The following is an 18,556-nucleotide window of genomic DNA, read 5'->3' on the forward strand; positions in this document are numbered from 1 at the left end:
TATTTTATTGAAGCACGCAGGATAGCTAACACGTGTACGCTGAACAAGTCCGATCAGTTCGGAATAAACCAGTTCAGCCAACGTAGTGGCCACGGAAAACGGTGACGCCCTTCCTGTTGCGATGCTTGTGCGATACGTTCCTGGATAGTTTGCATCAGCGTCGTCTGGCCTTCGCCATCCCACACCAGATTTAATAATAACGGCAGTGCATCAGTCACATCGTCCACTGCCCAGATGGTGAATCTGCCTTCCTCTACCGCCTTCACCAGTTCACTGTGGAGACTTAAATGGCGAACGTTAGCGCTGGGGATAATCACACCTTGCTTCCCACTTAACCCACGCTGCTGGCAGATAGCAAAGAAGCCTTCGATTTTCTCATTCAGACCGCCCACAGGCTGGGCGCGACCAAACTGATCCACTGAACCTGTAATGGCGATACTCTGATTCACCGGGACATCAGCAAGGGCGCTGATCAGAGCGCAGAGCTCGGCCATTGATGCGCTGTCACCATCCACTTCACTGTAAGATTGCTCAAAGGTCAGTGACGCCGAGAATGGGATCTGTTGCTCAAGCTGAAGTTCCGACATCAAAAACGCCTGCATGATCATCATCCCTTTAGCGTGAATGTTGCCGCCAAGCTCCGCTTTTCGTTCGATGTCGGTGAATTCACCATCGCCAATATGCACAACGCAGCTAATGCGAGAAGGTTCGCCAAATGCGCGTGGATGGCCTGGAAATTCAATGACCGAAAGGGCGTTAATTTGCCCGATGCGTTCACCTTCGGTTTCAATCAGGATCTGCTCTTGAAGGATTTCATCCTGCATGCGCTCGGCGAGGAAACCTTCGCGCCATTCCCGCTGCTGTAGCATTAAGTTTAGCTGCTCGCCAGAGAAGGTATCACCTTCGCACAATGAAGCGACCTCTTTACACTGGCGGAGGATCCACTGCGGACTAAGGGGCAGCGTTTCTTGCTCACCGGTATAGCGTACTGCTTCGCGGATAAGCACCGGCCAGGCGTCGGCACCTGGCGCTGGCAAGTGGTTAAGTCTGGCAATAAACGTCACCCAGCGACACCACTGGCGTACGGATTCGGCATCGACTATCTGCAGAGTATCTTCAAATTCGCTATAGATCGCTTGTTCAGACAGTTCTGGCTCCATCTCCTGGAAATCGGCCAATGAATCGCGTTCGCCTACCAGAATGACTTTCAGCTTCAATGGCATTGAAGGTACAGAGACGGGGAGAGGGCGCGACTCATCAAATGCTACCCAATCGAAGCGTTCGCGGTTGACGATGTTCTTCAGACGCATCCACAGCAATGGCTGGGCCAGCAGTGTACGCAAGGAGATAATCAAAATGCCGCCATTGGCCTGATGTACCAGTCCTGGCTGCAAGGTAATGTCGCCATTAAACTGGCGCAAACAGCCAAAAAGCTGTTCGGCTTCAGCCCAGTCAGCAGTAACAACCTGGGTTAAGGTCGCAAAATTATCATCAGTGCTAACTGCGTTCCGTAAGCGTATGGTGTGGCCGGAAATCTCATAGTGAGCGCCCATCAGTTGGCCTGCATCGCTTTGTAGCGTGCGTGCAGCATCGGCTATAAGATTTAGATAATCGGATTCTTCCGGCGCTTTTGCCAGTATAAAAGAGGATGATGCCCGCGCGTGCAGCAACTGCTCAAGCGCAAATTGCAGTCGCGGTTGAGTGTCACTGAATAAAGGATCGTTTTCGTCAATCAAATGTGGCTGTGCGAATACTTCCTGATAGCTTTCGGTATCAGGAATCAGGTCACGCCATGCAAGTTTCGTAATGGTCAAAGTCGATGTTTTTTAGTCTGTTGTCAAAGGCGCGATTATACCGTAACCGGCACTGCAGCACACGTAGAAAGCACCGACAAAAGTCCCGGCATGCGCGTTAAAGCTCACAGGACAGAGATTCTTTTCATCACGCAGGTAAAAAGCTGATATTCTGTAAAGAGTTACACGGTAACATTGAGATCGCTATGAAATATCAACAACTTGAAAATCTTGAAAGTGGTTGGAAATGGAAATATCTGGTGAAGAAGCACCGTGAAGGTGAGTTGATCACCCGTTACATAGAGGCCAGTGCCGCCCAGGAAGCCGTCGATGTGTTGCTATCGCTGGAGAACGAACCTGTACTCGTAAATGGCTGGATTGAAAAACATATGAATCCAGAGCTGCTTAATCGCATGAAACAGACGATTCGGGCCAGACGAAAACGGCACTTTAATGCGGAGCATCAGCATACGCGCAAGAAATCTATCGATCTGGAATTTATTGTCTGGCAACGGTTAGCAGGGCTTGCGCAACGTCGTGGTAAAACGCTATCCGAAACGATTGTCCAGCTGATTGAAGATGCGGAAAACAAAGAGAAGTATGCGAATAAAATGTCTTCTTTGAAGCAGGATTTGCAGGCATTACTTGGTAAGGAATAACTGGCGAAGGTCATTTACTTTACTACAGATGAAAAAAAACCCCGCAGTAGCGGGGTTTTTTATTAGACGAGAACTTAAGCCTGCGGCTGAGTTACAACGTCTTTGATGCCTTTAACTTCGATCTCTACGCGACGATCCGGAGCCAGGCAGTCGATCAGAGCAGCACGCTGTTTCACGTTGTCACAGGTGTTGCCAGTAACCGGGTTGGATTCGCCCATACCACGTGCGGAGATCTTGTCAGACGGGATACCTTTGGAGATCAGGTAATCAACGACGGACTGAGCACGACGCTCGGACAGACCCTGGTTGTAAGCGTCAGAACCGATGCGGTCAGTGTAACCCAGAACAACTACGGAACCGTCTTTCGGATCCAGGTTGCTCAGCTGGCTGTACAGCTGATCCAGAGCAGCCTGACCTTCCGGTTTCAGGGTTGCTTTGTTGAAGTTGAACAGAACGTCAGACTTCAGAGTGAAGTGCTTGGTCTGTACTTCCGGTGCCGGAGCTGGAGCCGGAGCAACTACTGGAGCTGCTTCGCCCTGACCGAAACGGTAGGAAACACCCAGGCTCAGCAGACCGTTGTCCGGACGAGTACCGATGGTGTTAGCGTCACCGATGTTGTTGGTCCACTGATATTCCAGACGGGTAGCGATTTCTGGAGTGATCGCGTATTCAACACCGCCTGCGAATACCGGAGAAACGCCGGTGTCGTGGTCTTTAAAGGATGGGCCACCAGGTACGTTAGCCTTGGTGTCTGCGCGCCATACCATACCACCCAGACGAGTGTAGATGTCCAGATCGTCAGTGATTGGGTAACCCAGTTTAGCGGTCAGCTGAACGCCCTGAGCTTTGTATGCGCCGTTGATGTTGTCGCCTTTGTACGGCATACGACCTAACCAGTCGTAACCCATTTCAAAGCCAACATACGGGTTAACCTGGTAACCACCAAAAGCACCTGCACCCAGTTGGTTTTCGTGGGTCGGACCATTGTTAGGAATGAAACCAGTGTCATGGTACTGGGACCAGCCCAGTTTAGCACCGGTGTACCAGGTGTTATCTTTCGGAGCGGCCTGCGCTACGGTAGCGAAACCAGCCAGTGCCACTGCAATCGCGATAGCTGTCTTTTTCATTTTTTGCGCCTCGTTATCATCCAAAATACGCCATGAATATCTCCAACGAGATAACACGGTTAAATCCTTCACCGGGGGATCTGCTCAATTGTAACTCTGCCGATAAATTCGGCTTATGCCGAGCACCCCTGGCGATGTAAAGTCTACAACGTAGTTGAAAACTTACAAGTGTGAACTCCGTCAGGCATATGAAAAAAAAGACTTGTATAAGGTGCGTTTAACCTTTTTTGTTAACGATACTTTACAGGATAAAATCGCGGAAACCGCTTCAGACAAGCCTCCACAAGTAAAATTAGTGACAAGTGAAAGCGTCTACGGGTTAACAAAAAAAGTTCCAGGATTAATCCTAAATTTACTTAATGATACAAATTTGAGTGAATTTTTAGCCCAGAAAGTTGTCTCGTGGCGTGAGAGTGTGTGCTTACTGGACGCATAATAAACCCCATTGCGTTACCTTCATTGGCGGCATCAACAAGATCAGCATGCTCTTCTTCTGTCAGATCGTCTGCCAACCAACCGATCACTACGCTGTAATTTCCCGTACGCAAAGCACGAACCATTGATTCCACGGTGTGACAAGGGGAAAGCTGGCTTATCTGCATCACCTTAGTTAAGGGTAGTCCCGCTGCCTGAACCCATTCACGACTTAGTTTTTGTTGCGGCGTTAACCAAAGTTGCCAACGCGATTGTTGGCCGAGTTGCTGTAATAATGGCAAAAGCAGGAGTTGCGTCATCATGGGCTGATCTTCGCGATAGACAACTTCACTAATTAGCCCGGCTGTAGTGTTTTCCGTAGAGACACGCGCAATTTTGCTTGCAGTGGAGGAGAACATCGAAGAACGATTTGCGTAGCCTGAAGTGTACATAATCAATCCAGCCCTGTGAGTTACTGTATGGATATACAGTACATCCAGTGACAACAAAGATCAACACAAATTTCGGAAAGAGCCTCGCAATTTTTGTCGTTGGTGACCTGAAAACTTAAATTAATCTTGCCCCTTGAGAATAAGTTGCCTATTTTCGTATTTAACGGATCCGTTAATGTGAATCATTCTTTTATATTATGATTTTAAAAGGAATTTTATGAAAAGCCTCTCCTACAAGCGGATCTATAAGTCACAAGAATACCTGTCGACGTTAGGCACTATTGAATATCGATCGTTGTTTGGCAGTTACAGTCTGACCGTTGACGATACAGTGTTTGCGATGGTTTCTGATGGTGAGTTGTATCTTCGGGCTTGTGAGCAAAGCGCACAGTACTGTGTAAAACATCCACCAGTCTGGCTGACATACAAAAAGTGTGGCCGTCCCGTTACTCTCAATTACTACCGGGTTGATGAAAGCTTATGGCGGAATCAACAGAAGTTGGTGCGGTTGTCGAAATATTCGCTGGACGCTGCGCTTAAAGAGAAAAGTACGCGCGACACCCAGCAACGGCTGAAAGATTTGCCCAATATGTCTTATCACCTGGAAGCGATTCTCGGGGAAGTGGGGATTAAGGATGTTCGGGCGCTACGTATACTTGGGGCGAAAATGTGCTGGTTGCGACTACGGCAGCATAACAGTCTGGTGACAGAAAAGATTCTGTTCATGCTTGAAGGCGCAATTATCGGTATTCATGAAGCTGCGCTCCCGGTGGCACGCCGCCAGGAGCTTGCAGAATGGGCAGATTCTATTACACCGAAACAGGAGTTTCCTGAGGAACTTGAGTAATCCGGCGTTGCAGACGGCCAATTTCTGGCAGTAATGCAATCAGTAACCCGATTTGCTGTACGACCAGAGGTTCTTTGCTGTCTGCCCGCGGTTCAAGTTGTTGCATCCGCTGTTTCAGGCCAGCTAATGCCTGATTGACGCGTTCTTCATCGGCAGGTTGATGATGTAGCGCGTCATCAACATAGCAAACTGCGTCATCAAGAAACGCCAGAATTTCAGGGTTGGTTAACTGCTCGCGGTGTGCGCCGAGGGCAGAAATATAGCTGGTAAAAGTATGGTTAAGGCACAGTAAACGGAACGCGTCATCGCGAATTTGCGGTGTGACGTTCGGTTCACTGGACATATTCGACACCACCGACGCCAGTTCAGCATCACGGTTGTGAGCATCGCGTCGGGCAATACGATACGCCAGACGGTTGTCACGCCCCTGATGATATTGCTCAAGAATGGCATCGAGATAACGGCAGTTAGCATCCGTCGCGCGTTCAAGCATTCGCGGCAGATTGCGAAACCGCCAGTCGGGCCAGATGTAGCTCACCGCCGCCCATGCTATTGCACAGCCGATCAGCGTATCGATTACGCGAGGCAGCGCGACTTCAAAACCTTCACCCAGCAGGTTGAAGCACAGTAACACCAGAAGCGTAATGAACATCGTTGCATGAGCGTATTGCACGTTACGGAAGGCAAAAAAGAGCACGCCGGTAATCACCAGCAGCACCAGTTGTCCTTCCAGTGACGGAACAAACCACAGCACAGGAATACCAATCGCAATACCCACCAACGTACCAATAATCCTTAACTTCAGACGGTGGCGCGTGGCGTTATAGTTTGGCTGGCAGACAAACAGACTTGTCAGCAAGATCCAATACCCGTGATGCATTCCGGTTATCTGAATGATGGCGTAACCAACACACAATACCAGCGACATTCTCACTGCATGGCGAAATAGTGCAGACTCCGGCGTTAAGTTACGTTTAAGACGCAGCCAGATATCGCTAAACCCGCGAGGGCTGTCGTCGGCGAGTTCATTTTCGTCTGCATTGGGGGGCAGCGCCTGGGCTTGTTCTGATTCAATAGTCGCCAGTTGGGCATCTATGGCACGTAAATTGTTCAGCAGGAATCCCAGTATTTTTAGCAGATCGGCGGGCGCACCATTTTCGCGCATCCGCTCAAGTGCGGCGTCAATATGCGTAAAAGCGCGTTCAAAATGTGGATCGTGCTGATAAGGCTGACGCAGCAAAATACAGCGTGACAATTGTTGGCAAGCCTGGCCCTGCATCGACATCAGGCGCTGGAAGCGGAACAGCACATCGCTGTGGCGAAAATGTTCTCGCAGCGTTTGATACTGAATATGTGAAGAGCTTGCCCGCTCGTGGATATCCTGCGCTACAAAATAGTAATGTAGTGTACGACGCGTTCCCCGCTGACCGCGGTCGCCGCGTAAGCGGGTCAGCAACGAGATTTTCGTCTGGTTCAGCGTCACCATAAGTTGCCCGTTGGCGAGCGCCAAATCATACAGCGGTGCCTGGCTTTCATCCTCAATATCAGGATCAAACATACGTGACTTGAGTTCCAGATACCGCGCCAGTTGTTCATAACAACGAGCCAGGTTGTCCTGCAACGGGCGGACAGGGAACAGCAAATGACCAATAAGCGTCAGGATGTTGTACCAAACCGCACCAGCAAGCAGATAGATAGGCTGCTGATACCAGTGCTCATACAGGGAGGTTCCCAGCATCGTGTAAATGGCAATCAGCAATGCACCGAAAGCGATGGTCGCATAGCGTTGACCCAGACCGCCGAGCAAAATGAAGCCGCTGGTGGAGAGCGTTAAACCAATGGCGAACAGCCAGGGCCACGGAAATAACAGCTCTACTGAAGCCGAGGCAATAAAAAAACAGAACAGCGTAATAATGAGATTACGCAGACGTCCCGCCAGTCGGTCGTCGAGATCGGTCAGTGCTGCCGCCACCATTCCGAGAGTCAGCGGAATCGTAAGTTTTACATCACCCAGCCACCACGGAAACGCAGTGGTGCCGCAAAGTGCGATAAAAATGCGCGCGTAATACAGCCAGGTGCTGTTCCAGGTATAGCGTTTGAGCAAAGGACTTAGCATAAAGGCCATAATGTTGGATTATTGGAAACGGCGACGTGCATTGGCTTCACGCGCAGCTTGAGCTGTTTCTACCGATACCACGCGGCGTCCGACCGGCCACAGAGCAATAGCGGCAATTTTAAAGTTCGCAATACCAACCGGAATACCAATGATGGAAATGCATTGCGCGATACCTGTTGCGATATGCATCAGACATAGCCACCAGCCGAAAAAAACCAGCCAGAAAATATTCAGCACCGTACCGCCAGTGTTAAGCAGCACATTTTTGCCTGCCGGATTTAGTTCATCGACATGAATAGCTTCATTGCCATAAGGCAGCAGAGACAGTTTGGTTATCTCCCAGCAGGACCGTGTCAGCGGTAAGGTGAAAATCAGCACAATACTGACCAGGGTCGCTAACAGCCAGCCAAGAGTGGTGGCGAATCCGCCAAGCACAAAGTTCAGAATGTTCAAAACGGTACGCATAAAACCTCGCTTTACTGTGGTTTTCAGTAATGGGCGGCAATTGTAACGTTTTTTTGGGCTGGAGCACGTTTTCTCTGGCGGTTACACTGATAAGAAATGACATCGTGTGGATCTACAGAGACATGGAACTGAAAGCGACAACTCTTGGCAAACGTCTGGCACAGCACCCTTACGATCGGGCGGTGATCCTCAATGCCGGGATAAAAGTTTCCGGCGATCGCCACGAATACCTTATTCCTTTCAATCAATTACTGGCTATTCACTGCAAACGTGGTTTGGTATGGGGTGAGCTGGAATTTGTATTGCCTGATGAAAAAGTCGTGCGTCTTCATGGCACTGAATGGGCAGAGACGCAGCGTTTTCACCATCATCTTGATGCTCACTGGCGGCGCTGGAGCGAGGAAATGAGCGAAATTGCCGCTGGCGTATTGCAGCAACAACTGGATCTTATTGCTGCACGCACTGGAGAAAATAAATGGCTGACGCGGGAGCAAACCACTGGGGTACAGCAACAAATTCGTCAGGCTTTGTCAGCGTTGCCATTACCGGTTAATCGCCTGGAGGAATTTGATAACTGTCGTGAGGCGTGGCGCAAATGTCAGGCCTGGCTGAAAGATATTGAAGGCAGTCGGTTGCAGCATAATCAGGCGTATACCGAAACCATGCTTAACGAATATGCGGATTTTTTCCGTCAGGTTGAGTCTTCACCGCTTAATCCGGCGCAGGCCCGGGCGGTGGTTAATGGTGAGCATTCCCTGTTAGTGCTGGCTGGCGCAGGAAGCGGTAAAACGTCTGTGCTGGTGGCGCGCGCTGGCTGGTTATTGGCGCGTGGTGAAGCATCACCCGAGCAAATTTTATTGCTGGCGTTTGGTCGAAAAGCGGCGGAAGAGATGGACGAGCGGATCCGCGAACGGCTGCATACCGAAGAGATTGCCGCGCGCACGTTTCATTCTCTGGCCCTGCATATTATTCAGCAAGGTAGCAAAAAAGTACCGACAGTCAGCAACCTGGAAAATGACACCGCAGCCCGCCATGAACTCTTTATTGCTGAGTGGCGTAAGCAGTGTAGTGAAAAGAAAGCACAGGCGAAGGGCTGGCGACAATGGTTGATGGAAGAACTGCAGTGGTCAGTGCCAGAAGGCAACTTCTGGGATGATGACAAATTGCAGCGTCGTCTCGCATCTCGCCTCGATCGCTGGGTCAGTCTGATGCGGATGCACGGTGGCGCGCAGGCTGAAATGATTGCCAGTGCGCCAGAAGAGATTCGGGAACTGTTCAGTAAACGAATCAAATTGATGGCACCGTTGCTGAAAGCCTGGAAAGGTGCGCTGAAAGCGGAAAACGCTGTCGATTTTTCAGGTCTGATTCATCAGGCGATTGCTATCCTTGAGAAAGGGCGGTTTATCAGCCCGTGGAAACATATTCTGGTTGATGAATTCCAGGACATCTCCCCACAGCGAGCGGCCTTGCTGGCAGCATTGCGTAAACAAAATAGTCAGACAACGTTGTTTGCCGTTGGCGATGACTGGCAGGCTATTTACCGCTTCAGCGGCGCGCAAATGTCGCTCACCACGGCCTTCCATGAAAACTTCGGTGAAGGCGATCGCTGTGATTTAGACACGACTTACCGTTTCAATAGCCGTATCGGAGAGGTGGCAAACCGTTTTATTCAGCAGAACCCTAATCAGTTGAAAAAACCGCTGAATAGCTTAACGAATGGTGACAAAAAAGCCGTCACCTTGTTGGATGAGAGTCAGCTTGACGCTTTACTGGACAAGCTATCTGGTTATGTCAAACCCGAAGAGCGCATTCTGGTACTGGCGCGTTACCATCATCTGAAGCCCGTTACTCTGGATAAAGCCACGACGCGCTGGCCGAAGCTGCAAATCGACTTTATGACCATTCATGCCAGCAAAGGGCAACAGGCCGACTACGTCATCATCGTTGGTTTGCAGGAGGGGAGTGATGGCTTCCCGGCTGTGGCGCGTGAGTCCATTATGGAAGAGGCGCTACTGCCGCCAGTAGAGGACTATCCGGACGCCGAAGAACGGCGATTAATGTACGTTGCGCTCACTCGCGCACGGCATCGGGTTTGGGTACTGTTCAGCAAAGAGAATCCTTCTCCCTTTGTGGACGACCTGAAAAAACTGGATGTACCGGTAGCAAGGAAACCGTAAGAAACAGGCGGCGAGTGCCGCCTGTGCGAACTTACTTCAGGCGTTCTGCGAGATAACGTTGATAATCCGGGATCAGAATATCTACAGCGTCGTTGAAATGTGGTGACTGGATGATGAAATCAGCCGTTGCTACGTTGGTGGCGACCGGAATGTTCCACACCGTCGCCAGACGCAGCAACGCTTTCACGTCGGGGTCGTGTGGTACAGCATTCAGCGGGTCCCAGAAGAAAATCAGCACATCAATTTTCCCTTCTGAGATCAATGCGCCAACCTGCTGATCGCCGCCCATCGGGCCGCTCAGCATCGCGTTGACGTTCATTCCTGTCGCGCGGGAAATTAAGTTACCCGTGGTGCCCGTTGCATAAAGTTCGTGCTGCTCCAGAAGCGGCTGATGCCGTTCCACCCAGCTCATGAGCATTTGCTTGCAGTGATCATGTGCCACCAGCGCAATATGTTTACGCGCCGCCATTGTGCGAGTTGTCAGTTCCATAATTTACATCCGTAGTTAACTTTCCTACAGACTACTGTAAGCACTTATCGCTGCAAGATAAAGACTGAAAAAGCCTGCGCACAGGCACAAAAATCTCAGGAAGAAGGTTGTTTTTCCGCCCATTGCAGAAAGTTATTACGCGTTTGTGGGTCAGCCAGTTTAAACCAATACTTCAGCCGTTGTTCAGTGAGCACCTGTGACTGCGGAGGAATCGCATCCAGTTCCGAAACGCCGGAGAGCAGTGTACTGTCGTCCGCCATCATAGTGGCAAATTGCGGTAGCGAAGCGCGTTTTGCGGATTTGTTATAGCGTTCGACTTCCAGCTCATAATCGATTGTTTTCCCGGCAGAGGTAATGGCGAGAATATCCAGCTTCACCGGAATCGGCGTCGCATCGCCATCTAACAATTCAAGGTTCGGCGCTGCGTCAAAATGGTTCGCTTCTCGTTCATTCTCCAGGCGAGGGAGACGAAAATTCACCTGACTAATGAGCTGGGTATTAAAGCTAACGACCAGCGGCGGGGAGATATAAAGTCGTTCTTCGTTACTGGAAAGATGGATTGTCTTTTCAACGCGAAACACTAACTGATGTGGTCCATTATCCAGTTCGATGCTATCAGCACCGCGAAGCAGAGAACTGGAAACCTTTTTGCCGTCGAGTATCAGGAGATCAACATCGCTGGATAGCCGCAGTGTGGTGGCAAAAACGGATACCGGCAAACACAGTGCAATCAAGGTGGTCATAATGCCGGTTTTCATAGGTAGCTCCTGTCCAAAGACCGCCCGACTAATAATGTATCAAAATTTTTCTTTAATCATACTTACTAACATATAGACATGTTTTCTGCTTTTGCTCTCATACATTCGTAGTAGCTACATGGTTGGCATGTCGGGATTGTCGTACACTTTGGTAAATAGTCTGGAGGAAATGATGAAAGAAACCGATATTGCAGGCATTTTAACGTCCACTCGCACCATTGCGCTGGTGGGAGCAAGTGACAAACCCGATCGTCCAAGTTATCGCGTAATGAAGTATCTGCTCGATCAGGGCTATCACGTTATTCCCGTCTCCCCAAAGGTCGCCGGTAAAACGCTGTTAGGCCAGCAAGGTTACGGCACGCTGGCGGAGGTTCCGGAAAAAGTGGATATGGTCGATGTTTTCCGTAATTCAGAAGCAGCATGGGGCGTGGCGCAGGAGGCGATCGCTATTGGTGCGAAAACCTTATGGATGCAACTGGGTGTTATAAATGAACAGGCGGCAGTGCTGGCGCGTGATGCAGGGCTAAACGTGGTGATGGATCGCTGCCCGGCGATTGAGATCCCTCGTCTGGGCCTGGCGAAATAAAAAATACCCGGAAGGCGAAAACCTTCCGGGCATGTTTATGAGGATTAGTTACGCAGACGCGGCGCCTGGAGTTGTTTGCGGATAGTCTGCGCTAGCTCATCCATTGACGGTTGCTCTGGATGTTCATCCTGCAATTCGCTACTTAGCTGGGCTTCAGCCAGGTAGGTATGAACCGGTAGGCCGTTGTCATCCTCCATCACCACGTGATACCACGGAGCGGCGCGAAGCTCGTCATTCACCGCCAGCTCATCAGGCGACGGTTCAGAGAGCGAGTAAACCGGGTCGATATCCACGACCACTCCGAGATAACCTAACAGGGAATGGCGGACCTGCTGGCCGATACCGAATTTGCTGGCAATCATAGTCACCTCCCGGGAAATCTTTACCTTTGATATATGGGCAAAATTTCACTTTTCAAGTTACATGACGCGACAGGCAAACCCTTTCAGATATAGCCCTTCCGGGTAGGTAGCGATCACCGGGTGATCGGCGGCCTGACGGAACTGCTCTATAAATTGTACATCACGACCGGCATCAATTGCGGCGTCAGCGATGATTTTCTGAAATAAATCGCTGGTCATCAGGCCAGAACATGAGAAAGTCAGGAGAACTCCGCCTTCATTCAACAGCTGAATGGCCAGCATGTTGATGTCTTTATAGCCACGGCATGCGCCCATCAACTGGCTTTTATTCTCAACAAACTTCGGTGGGTCCATCACGATAACGTCAAATTTTTCACCGCGATCGCGATAGGTACGCAGCAATTTAAAGACGTCATCACGGACAAACTCAGCCTTGCTCAGATCCAGCTTGTTCAGCTCAACGTTCTGCCGCGCGATATCCAGGGCTTCCTGCGAAGTATCGACACTGACTACCTGGCTGCATCCACCCATTAATGCCGAGACGGCGAAACCACCGGTATAGGAGAAACAGTTGAGTACGCGCTTATTTTCAACGTAGCGGCGGGTAGCCAGGCGGCTGTCACGCTGATCCAAGTAGTAGCCCGTTTTGTGGCCGTGTTGAATGTCCACCAGCAGCTTCATACCGTGTTCTTCAATCGGCAGCAGGGCAGGCGGCAGCTCGCCGGTAACGGGGCCCTGGGTCAGCTCCATACCTTCTTTTTTACGTACAGCAACGTCGCTGCGGTCGTAAATTGCGCACTCCGGATAGAGCGTTTGCAGGGCGCTAATTAATGCCGCGCGCTGATACTCTGCGCCAGCACTCAGCAGTTGCAGCACCAGAAAATTGCCGAAGCGGTCGATAGTAATGCCAGGCAGGCCATCAGATTCGCCAGCGATTAAACGATAGCTGTCGAGGCCATCTTTTTTCGCCAGCCAGTCGCGCCACTTTTGCGCCTGTTGTAAACGGCGAGTAAAAAAGGCAATGTCGATGGATTCTGACGGGTCAAACGTCCAGACGCGCGCACGGATTTGCGATGCTGGCGAATAAGCGCCGCGTGCTAACCATTTTCCCTGATGATCAACAATATCGATGGTTTCTCCGAGGCTGGCTTTACCTTCCATTCGGGCAACGGCGCCGGAAAAGACCCACGGATGGCGACGAAGTAATGATTTTTCGCGCCCTTTGGCTAACACTAAACGTACACTCATAATTAACTATTCTGTCGATGCAAAGAAATGGGCGCTATTGTCCGGAGTTTTCCATGGATTTGCAACGCGTCCATTAAGGATAAGGGGAGCAGTCATGTCGAAAGTCTGCATAATTGCCTGGGTATACGGCCGGGTTCAGGGGGTAGGATTTCGCTATACCACCCAGTACGAAGCGAAAAGATTGGGATTAACCGGTTACGCCAAAAATCTTGACGATGGCAGCGTGGAAGTCGTTGCCTGCGGTGAAGAAGGGCAGGTGGAAAAATTAATGCAGTGGTTAAAAAGCGGCGGCCCGCGTTCAGCGCGTGTGGAACGGGTGCTTAGCGAGCCGCATCATCCCTCCGGGGAGTTAACGGATTTTCGTATTCGTTAAATGCATTTCACCGGTTTAGGCAGGCCAGCAATTTTGGTGGCTTGCTTTGCCGGGCCTTTCGGGAACAGTCGGTACAGATAACGGCTATTGCCTTTCTCTTCACCAAATTTATTCGCCATCGCTTTAACCAGCATACGAATTGCCGGAGAGGTATTAAATTCCAGGTAGAAGTCACGCACAAAACGCACCACCTCCCAGTGTTCTGGCGACAGTGTAATACCTTCGTTCTCTGCAATGACCACCGCCAGTGGTTCGCTCCACTGGCTACTCTCTTTGAGATAGCCTTCGGTATCGGTTTCTATCTCTTTACCTTCGAAGATCAGCATAATTATTTACTACCTTAGTCAGACTGGCGGCAGTGTAACAAAAAACAAAGCCCCGCATAAAGCGAGGCTCAGAAAGAGATAGCGGGCGAGATTAATCGCGGCTGGCGAAGCCCAGAATGCTCAACAGGCTAACGAAGATGTTATACAGCGACACATACAGGCTCACAGTGGCACGAATGTAGTTCGTTTCACCGCCGTGGATGATGTTGCTGGTTTCAAACAGAATTGCGCCAGAGGAGATCAGAATGAACACCGCGCTGATCGCCAGATGCAGAGCAGGCAGTTGCAGGAAGATATTCGCTACCATCCCGATCAGGACAACAACAATACCTGCCATCAGCATACCGCCGAGGAACGACATATCCTTGCGAGTGGTCAGCACATACGCAGAGCAGCAGAAGAACACTAATGCCGTACCGCCCAACGCCATGGCAATTACGTCACCCATTCCGGCTGACAGATAGGTGTTCAGAATTGGCCCGAGGATATAACCCAGAAAACCGGTAAACGCGAACGCGGAGATAATCCCGGTCGGCTTATTCGCCGTTTTATAGGTCAGGAACATCAAACCATACATACCCACCAGCGTCAGAATCAGCCCCGGAGATGGCAGCATCAAAATCGTACTGGCCGTCGCGGTAATCGCCGAAAAGGCCAGTGTCAGGCTCAGGAGAAAATAGGTATTACGCAGCACCTTATGGGTGCTAAGCAGCGATGTACGGTCATGTGAAGAACTAACAATACGATCCATTGAGTCACTCTCTATGACAGATGTAATTAATGAAGCAGCATAATGATAATGCCGAAAGCTACCCAGAGGTTTTACCCATCTTTACGCATTTGATCTGGAACAGGTTTAGCAGAGGATGGTTAAGCCACTGAGTGTGGTATAGCATTTTGACAGGCAAAAGAAAAAGGGGTTAGCATTTAGCTAACCCCTTATCTTATTTGGCGGAAGCGCAGAGATTCGAACTCTGGAACCCTTTCGGGTCGCCGGTTTTCAAGACCGGTGCCTTCAACCGCTCGGCCACACTTCCGGAATGACGCGAACTATAAACATCCCGATGCGTCGTGTAAACCCCCAATTTGTTTGTTTGCTTGAAAAACAGACAAATGCGCGTTGATTGCGTGAAATAACAGCAATTTGGGTATTCTGTCGCCATAAAAATGAGCTCGTAATCGTTCTGCGCCAAACCTTAAGGAAAATAAGGCCCATTTTTATCGCTAAAAGACAAATCCACACAGTTTGTATTGTTTTGTGCAAAAGTTTCACTACGCTTTATTAACAATACTTTCTGGCGACGTGCGCCAGTGCAGAAGGATGAGCTTTCGTTTTCAGCCTCTCACGTAAAACGATGGTTTGCCTTGCTACAGGGACGTCGCTTGCCGACCATAAGCGCCCGGCGTCCTGCTGGTGTCGCAAGGAGAAGAGACGTGCGATATGAATAACGAGGAGACATTTTACCAGGCCATGCGGCGTCAGGGGGTCACCCGGCGCAGCTTTCTCAAATATTGCAGTCTGGCTGCAACCTCGCTGGGATTAGGCGCGGGAATGGCACCAAAGATTGCCTGGGCGCTGGAAAATAAACCGCGCATTCCGGTGGTATGGATCCACGGTCTGGAATGCACCTGCTGTACCGAATCTTTTATCCGCTCCGCTCACCCACTGGCGAAGGATGTCATTCTTTCCCTTATTTCTCTCGACTACGACGATACTCTGATGGCTGCCGCCGGAACTCAGGCGGAAGAAGTCTTTGAAGACATCATCACACAATACAATGGTAAATATATCCTTGCGGTGGAGGGCAATCCGCCACTGGGTGAGCAGGGGATGTTCTGTATCAGCAGCGGTAGGCCGTTTATTGAAAAACTCAAACGTGCCGCTGCCGGAGCCAGTGCGATTATCGCATGGGGAACCTGCGCTTCATGGGGCTGCGTGCAGGCCGCGCGGCCCAATCCGACGCAGGCAACGCCTATCGACAAAGTCATCACCGACAAACCCATTATCAAAGTGCCTGGCTGCCCGCCAATCCCGGATGTGATGAGCGCCATCATTACTTACATGGTGACGTTCGATCGCCTGCCGGATGTCGACAGAATGGGGCGTCCGCTGATGTTCTATGGTCAGCGTATTCACGATAAATGCTATCGCCGCGCCCACTTCGACGCCGGAGAGTTTGTGCAGAGTTGGGATGATGACGCGGCGCGTAAAGGTTACTGCCTGTACAAAATGGGCTGCAAAGGGCCAACTACGTATAACGCCTGTTCCTCTACCCGCTGGAATGATGGCGTTTCCTTCCCGATTCAGTCTGGTCACGGTTGTCTTGGCTGTTCTGAAAATGGCTTCTGGGATCGTGGCTCGTTCTACAGTCGCGTGGTCGATATTCCGCAAATGGGGACTCATTCCACCGCCGATACCGTCGGCTTAACCGCGCTTGGCGTGGTGGCTGCGGCAGTTGGCGTACATGCAGTCGCCAGCGCCGTTGACCAGCGCAGACGTCATAACCAGCAACTTGCAGAAGCAGAACAACAGCCGGGCAACGAGGATAAACAGGCATGAGCACTCAGTACGAAACTCAGGGATACACCATCAACAATGCCGGACGTCGCCTGGTGGTTGATCCGATCACGCGCATCGAAGGCCATATGCGCTGTGAAGTAAATATCAACGATCAGAATGTGATAACCAATGCCGTCTCCTGCGGCACTATGTTTCGCGGGCTGGAGATCATCCTGCAAGGGCGCGATCCGCGCGATGCGTGGGCGTTCGTTGAACGTATCTGTGGCGTCTGTACCGGCGTACACGCCCTGGCTTCGGTTTACGCCATCGAAGATGCCATCGGTATTAAAGTGCCGGACAACGCCAATATCATCCGCAATATTATGCTGGCAACGCTCTGGTGCCACGATCATCTGGTGCATTTCTATCAGCTCGCCGGGATGGACTGGATCGATGTGTTAGATGCGCTGAAAGCTGATCCGCGGAAAACCTCCGAACTGGCGCAAAGCCTCTCTTCGTGGCCGAAATCGTCCCCTGGCTATTTCTTCGATGTGCAAAACCGACTGAAGAAATTTGTTGAAGGCGGGCAGTTGGGGATCTTCCGTAACGGCTACTGGGGCCATCCGCAATATAAACTGCCGCCAGAAGCCAACCTGATGGGCTTTGCCCACTATCTCGAAGCTCTCGATTTTCAGCGTGAAATTGTCAAAATCCACGCGGTCTTTGGCGGTAAAAACCCTCATCCAAACTGGATTGTCGGCGGGATGCCATGCGCAATTAACATTGACGAAAGCGGCGCGGTCGGTGCGGTCAATATGGAACGCCTGAACCTGGTGCAGTCGATTATCACCCGTACGGCGGACTTCATTAATAACGTGATGATCCCCGACGCTTTAGCCATCGGCCAGTTCAACAAACCGTGGAGCGAAATCGGCACGGGCCTTTCGGATCAATGCGTCCTCAGCTACGGTGCGTTCCCCGATATCGCCAACGACTTTGGCGAAAAAAGTCTGCTGATGCCTGGCGGCGCAGTAATTAACGGCGACTTCAAAAACGTGCTGCCAGTAGATTTGGTTGATCCGCAGCAGGTGCAGGAGTTTGTCGATCACGCCTGGTATCGTTATCCCGACGATCGGGTTGGACGTCATCCCTTCGATGGTATTACCGATCCGTGGTACAACCCCGGCGATGTCAAAGGCAGTGATACTAACATTCAGCAACTGAATGAACAGGAACGCTACTCGTGGATCAAAGCGCCACGCTGGCGCGGTCATGCGATGGAAGTGGGGCCGCTGGCGCGCACGTTGATCGCTTACCACAAAGGCGATGCGGCAACCGTTGAGTCTGTCGATCGCATGATGTCGGCACTGAACCTGCCGCTTTATGGCATCCAGTCAACGTTGGGCCGCATTTTGTGCCGCGCGCACGAAGCGCAGTGGGCCGCAGGTAAGTTGCAATACTTCTTTGACAAGCTGATGACCAACCTGAAAAACGGCAACCTCGCCACCGCCTCCACTGAAAAATGGGAGCCTGCTACCTGGCCGAAAGAGTGCCGGGGCGTCGGTTTTACCGAAGCGCCGCGCGGGGCGTTAGGTCACTGGGCCGCCATTCGCGATGGCAAGATTGATCTCTATCAGTGCGTGGTGCCGACCACCTGGAACGCCAGCCCGCGCGATCCCAAAGGGCAAATTGGTGCGTATGAAGCGGCGCTGATGAACACCAAAATGGCTATTCCTGAACAGCCGCTGGAAATCCTGCGTACTTTGCACAGCTTCGACCCGTGCCTCGCCTGTTCAACTCACGTGCTAGGCGACGATGGCAGCGAGCTTATCTCCGTGCAGGTGCGTTAACAGCGAAGGAGAA

General features: G+C 51.0%; 18 protein-coding genes and 1 tRNA gene. 7 read left to right on the top strand and 12 right to left on the bottom strand.

What is annotated here, in order from left to right:
• Positions 1-53: 53 nt before the first annotated feature.
• Entirely contained in the window at positions 54-1,814 is a 1,761-nt protein-coding gene (locus FEK46_RS04970) for a Lon protease family protein (protein ID WP_135493635.1), read from the bottom strand.
• Between the two features lie 185 nt (positions 1,815-1,999).
• On the opposite strand from FEK46_RS04970, the gene matP reads away from it, so the two are divergent.
• Positions 2,000-2,452 carry a macrodomain Ter protein MatP gene (matP, locus tag FEK46_RS04975; RefSeq protein ID WP_064528401.1) on the top strand — a complete coding sequence of 151 codons (453 nt, stop codon included), beginning with the start codon at positions 2,000-2,002 and terminating at the stop codon, positions 2,450-2,452.
• A 74-nt stretch (positions 2,453-2,526) separates the two neighbouring features.
• Here the strand turns inward: matP and ompA are convergent, their stop codons facing one another.
• Positions 2,527-3,579, bottom strand: coding sequence for a porin OmpA (ompA, locus tag FEK46_RS04980; RefSeq protein ID WP_064528817.1), 1,053 nt, complete (start codon positions 3,577-3,579; stop codon positions 2,527-2,529).
• Between the two features lie 356 nt (positions 3,580-3,935).
• On the bottom strand, positions 3,936-4,445 hold the full coding sequence (gene sulA / locus FEK46_RS04985) for an SOS-induced cell division inhibitor SulA (protein ID WP_064528402.1): 510 nt from the start codon (positions 4,443-4,445) through the stop codon (positions 3,936-3,938).
• A 217-nt stretch (positions 4,446-4,662) separates the two neighbouring features.
• On the opposite strand from sulA, the gene sxy reads away from it, so the two are divergent.
• On the top strand, positions 4,663-5,292 hold the full coding sequence (gene sxy, locus FEK46_RS04990) for a CRP-S regulon transcriptional coactivator Sxy (RefSeq protein WP_130205381.1): 630 nt from the start codon (positions 4,663-4,665) through the stop codon (positions 5,290-5,292).
• Here sxy and yccS read toward each other — a convergent pair.
• Together yccS and FEK46_RS05000 are read right to left on the bottom strand one after the other, a co-directional pair.
• Positions 5,255-7,417 carry a YccS family putative transporter gene (gene yccS / locus FEK46_RS04995; protein WP_130205383.1) on the bottom strand — a complete coding sequence of 721 codons (2,163 nt, stop codon included), beginning with the start codon at positions 7,415-7,417 and terminating at the stop codon, positions 5,255-5,257. The genes sxy and yccS overlap by 38 nt on opposite strands.
• Before the next feature lie 9 nt (positions 7,418-7,426).
• On the bottom strand, positions 7,427-7,873 hold the full coding sequence (locus FEK46_RS05000; RefSeq protein WP_032161476.1) for a YccF domain-containing protein: 447 nt from the start codon (positions 7,871-7,873) through the stop codon (positions 7,427-7,429).
• Between the two features lie 122 nt (positions 7,874-7,995).
• On the opposite strand from FEK46_RS05000, the gene helD reads away from it, so the two are divergent.
• The gene (gene helD, locus FEK46_RS05005; protein WP_131162342.1) at positions 7,996-10,050 is read left to right on the top strand and encodes a DNA helicase IV; all 2,055 of its coding nucleotides are present in this window, start codon (positions 7,996-7,998) and stop codon (positions 10,048-10,050) included.
• A 31-nt stretch (positions 10,051-10,081) separates the two neighbouring features.
• Here helD and mgsA read toward each other — a convergent pair whose 3' ends face one another.
• Positions 10,082-10,540, bottom strand: a complete 459-nt coding sequence (mgsA, locus tag FEK46_RS05010; RefSeq protein WP_064528411.1) for a methylglyoxal synthase — start codon at positions 10,538-10,540, stop codon at positions 10,082-10,084.
• Positions 10,541-10,635: 95 nt separating this feature from the next.
• Positions 10,636-11,298 carry a DUF2057 family protein gene (locus FEK46_RS05015; RefSeq protein ID WP_130205387.1) on the bottom strand — a complete coding sequence of 221 codons (663 nt, stop codon included), beginning with the start codon at positions 11,296-11,298 and terminating at the stop codon, positions 10,636-10,638.
• Between the two features lie 172 nt (positions 11,299-11,470).
• Between FEK46_RS05015 and FEK46_RS05020 the strand changes: the two genes are divergently transcribed.
• Positions 11,471-11,884 carry a CoA-binding protein gene (locus FEK46_RS05020; RefSeq protein WP_064528416.1) on the top strand — a complete coding sequence of 138 codons (414 nt, stop codon included), beginning with the start codon at positions 11,471-11,473 and terminating at the stop codon, positions 11,882-11,884.
• 44 nt (positions 11,885-11,928) lie between these two features.
• Here the strand turns inward: FEK46_RS05020 and hspQ are convergent, their stop codons facing one another.
• Positions 11,929-12,246: a heat shock protein HspQ gene (gene hspQ / locus FEK46_RS05025; RefSeq protein WP_001295356.1), complete on the bottom strand. Its 318-nt coding sequence runs from the start codon at positions 12,244-12,246 to the stop codon at positions 11,929-11,931.
• A 57-nt stretch (positions 12,247-12,303) separates the two neighbouring features.
• Positions 12,304-13,494 carry a 23S rRNA (cytosine(1962)-C(5))-methyltransferase RlmI gene (rlmI, locus tag FEK46_RS05030; RefSeq protein WP_064528417.1) on the bottom strand — a complete coding sequence of 397 codons (1,191 nt, stop codon included), beginning with the start codon at positions 13,492-13,494 and terminating at the stop codon, positions 12,304-12,306.
• A 94-nt stretch (positions 13,495-13,588) separates the two neighbouring features.
• On the opposite strand from rlmI, the gene yccX reads away from it, so the two are divergent.
• Entirely contained in the window at positions 13,589-13,867 is a 279-nt protein-coding gene (gene yccX / locus FEK46_RS05035) for an acylphosphatase (protein ID WP_000048252.1), read from the top strand.
• On the opposite strand, the gene tusE is transcribed toward yccX, so the two are convergent.
• The 3 genes from tusE to FEK46_RS05050 form a co-directional block, all read right to left on the bottom strand.
• Positions 13,864-14,193 carry a sulfurtransferase TusE gene (tusE, locus tag FEK46_RS05040; protein ID WP_000904443.1) on the bottom strand — a complete coding sequence of 110 codons (330 nt, stop codon included), beginning with the start codon at positions 14,191-14,193 and terminating at the stop codon, positions 13,864-13,866. The genes yccX and tusE overlap by 4 nt on opposite strands.
• A gap of 91 nt (positions 14,194-14,284) precedes the next feature.
• A complete protein-coding gene (gene yccA / locus FEK46_RS05045) occupies positions 14,285-14,944 on the bottom strand; it encodes an FtsH protease modulator YccA (protein ID WP_131162313.1) in 660 nt (219 codons plus the stop codon).
• A gap of 198 nt (positions 14,945-15,142) precedes the next feature.
• Positions 15,143-15,230: transfer RNA gene (locus tag FEK46_RS05050), tRNA-Ser, on the bottom strand.
• Positions 15,231-15,634: 404 nt separating this feature from the next.
• Here FEK46_RS05050 and hyaA point away from each other — a divergent pair.
• Positions 15,635-16,753, top strand: a complete 1,119-nt coding sequence (gene hyaA, locus FEK46_RS05060) for a hydrogenase 1 small subunit (protein ID WP_010344442.1) — start codon at positions 15,635-15,637, stop codon at positions 16,751-16,753.
• Positions 16,750-18,543, top strand: coding sequence for a Ni/Fe-hydrogenase large subunit (gene hyaB, locus FEK46_RS05065; protein ID WP_130260792.1), 1,794 nt, complete (start codon positions 16,750-16,752; stop codon positions 18,541-18,543). Before hyaA ends, hyaB begins: the two co-directional genes overlap by 4 nt.
• Positions 18,544-18,556 lie beyond the last annotated feature (13 nt).

The sequence above is a fragment of the Escherichia sp. E4736 genome (assembly GCF_005781225.1).
In the GTDB taxonomy this organism is placed as follows: Bacteria; Pseudomonadota; Gammaproteobacteria; order Enterobacterales; family Enterobacteriaceae; genus Escherichia.

What these genes read in the sequence shown, in the direction of transcription:
- FEK46_RS05000 (WP_032161476.1), bottom strand. Translation starts at nt 7,873, where the DNA reads ATGCGTACCGTTTTGAACATTCTGAACTTTGTGCTTGGCGGATTCGCC.
- helD (WP_131162342.1), top strand. Translation starts at nt 7,996, where the DNA reads ATGGAACTGAAAGCGACAACTCTTGGCAAACGTCTGGCACAGCACCCT.
- matP (WP_064528401.1), top strand. Translation starts at nt 2,000, where the DNA reads ATGAAATATCAACAACTTGAAAATCTTGAAAGTGGTTGGAAATGGAAA.
- rlmI (WP_064528417.1), bottom strand. Translation starts at nt 13,494, where the DNA reads ATGAGTGTACGTTTAGTGTTAGCCAAAGGGCGCGAAAAATCATTACTT.
- mgsA (WP_064528411.1), bottom strand. Translation starts at nt 10,540, where the DNA reads ATGGAACTGACAACTCGCACAATGGCGGCGCGTAAACATATTGCGCTG.
- sulA (WP_064528402.1), bottom strand. Translation starts at nt 4,445, where the DNA reads ATGTACACTTCAGGCTACGCAAATCGTTCTTCGATGTTCTCCTCCACT.
- sxy (WP_130205381.1), top strand. Translation starts at nt 4,663, where the DNA reads ATGAAAAGCCTCTCCTACAAGCGGATCTATAAGTCACAAGAATACCTG.
- hspQ (WP_001295356.1), bottom strand. Translation starts at nt 12,246, where the DNA reads ATGATTGCCAGCAAATTCGGTATCGGCCAGCAGGTCCGCCATTCCCTG.
- yccA (WP_131162313.1), bottom strand. Translation starts at nt 14,944, where the DNA reads ATGGATCGTATTGTTAGTTCTTCACATGACCGTACATCGCTGCTTAGC.
- ompA (WP_064528817.1), bottom strand. Translation starts at nt 3,579, where the DNA reads ATGAAAAAGACAGCTATCGCGATTGCAGTGGCACTGGCTGGTTTCGCT.
- yccX (WP_000048252.1), top strand. Translation starts at nt 13,589, where the DNA reads ATGTCGAAAGTCTGCATAATTGCCTGGGTATACGGCCGGGTTCAGGGG.
- hyaB (WP_130260792.1), top strand. Translation starts at nt 16,750, where the DNA reads ATGAGCACTCAGTACGAAACTCAGGGATACACCATCAACAATGCCGGA.
- FEK46_RS05015 (WP_130205387.1), bottom strand. Translation starts at nt 11,298, where the DNA reads ATGAAAACCGGCATTATGACCACCTTGATTGCACTGTGTTTGCCGGTA.
- tusE (WP_000904443.1), bottom strand. Translation starts at nt 14,193, where the DNA reads ATGCTGATCTTCGAAGGTAAAGAGATAGAAACCGATACCGAAGGCTAT.
- FEK46_RS05020 (WP_064528416.1), top strand. Translation starts at nt 11,471, where the DNA reads ATGAAAGAAACCGATATTGCAGGCATTTTAACGTCCACTCGCACCATT.
- yccS (WP_130205383.1), bottom strand. Translation starts at nt 7,417, where the DNA reads ATGGCCTTTATGCTAAGTCCTTTGCTCAAACGCTATACCTGGAACAGC.
- hyaA (WP_010344442.1), top strand. Translation starts at nt 15,635, where the DNA reads ATGAATAACGAGGAGACATTTTACCAGGCCATGCGGCGTCAGGGGGTC.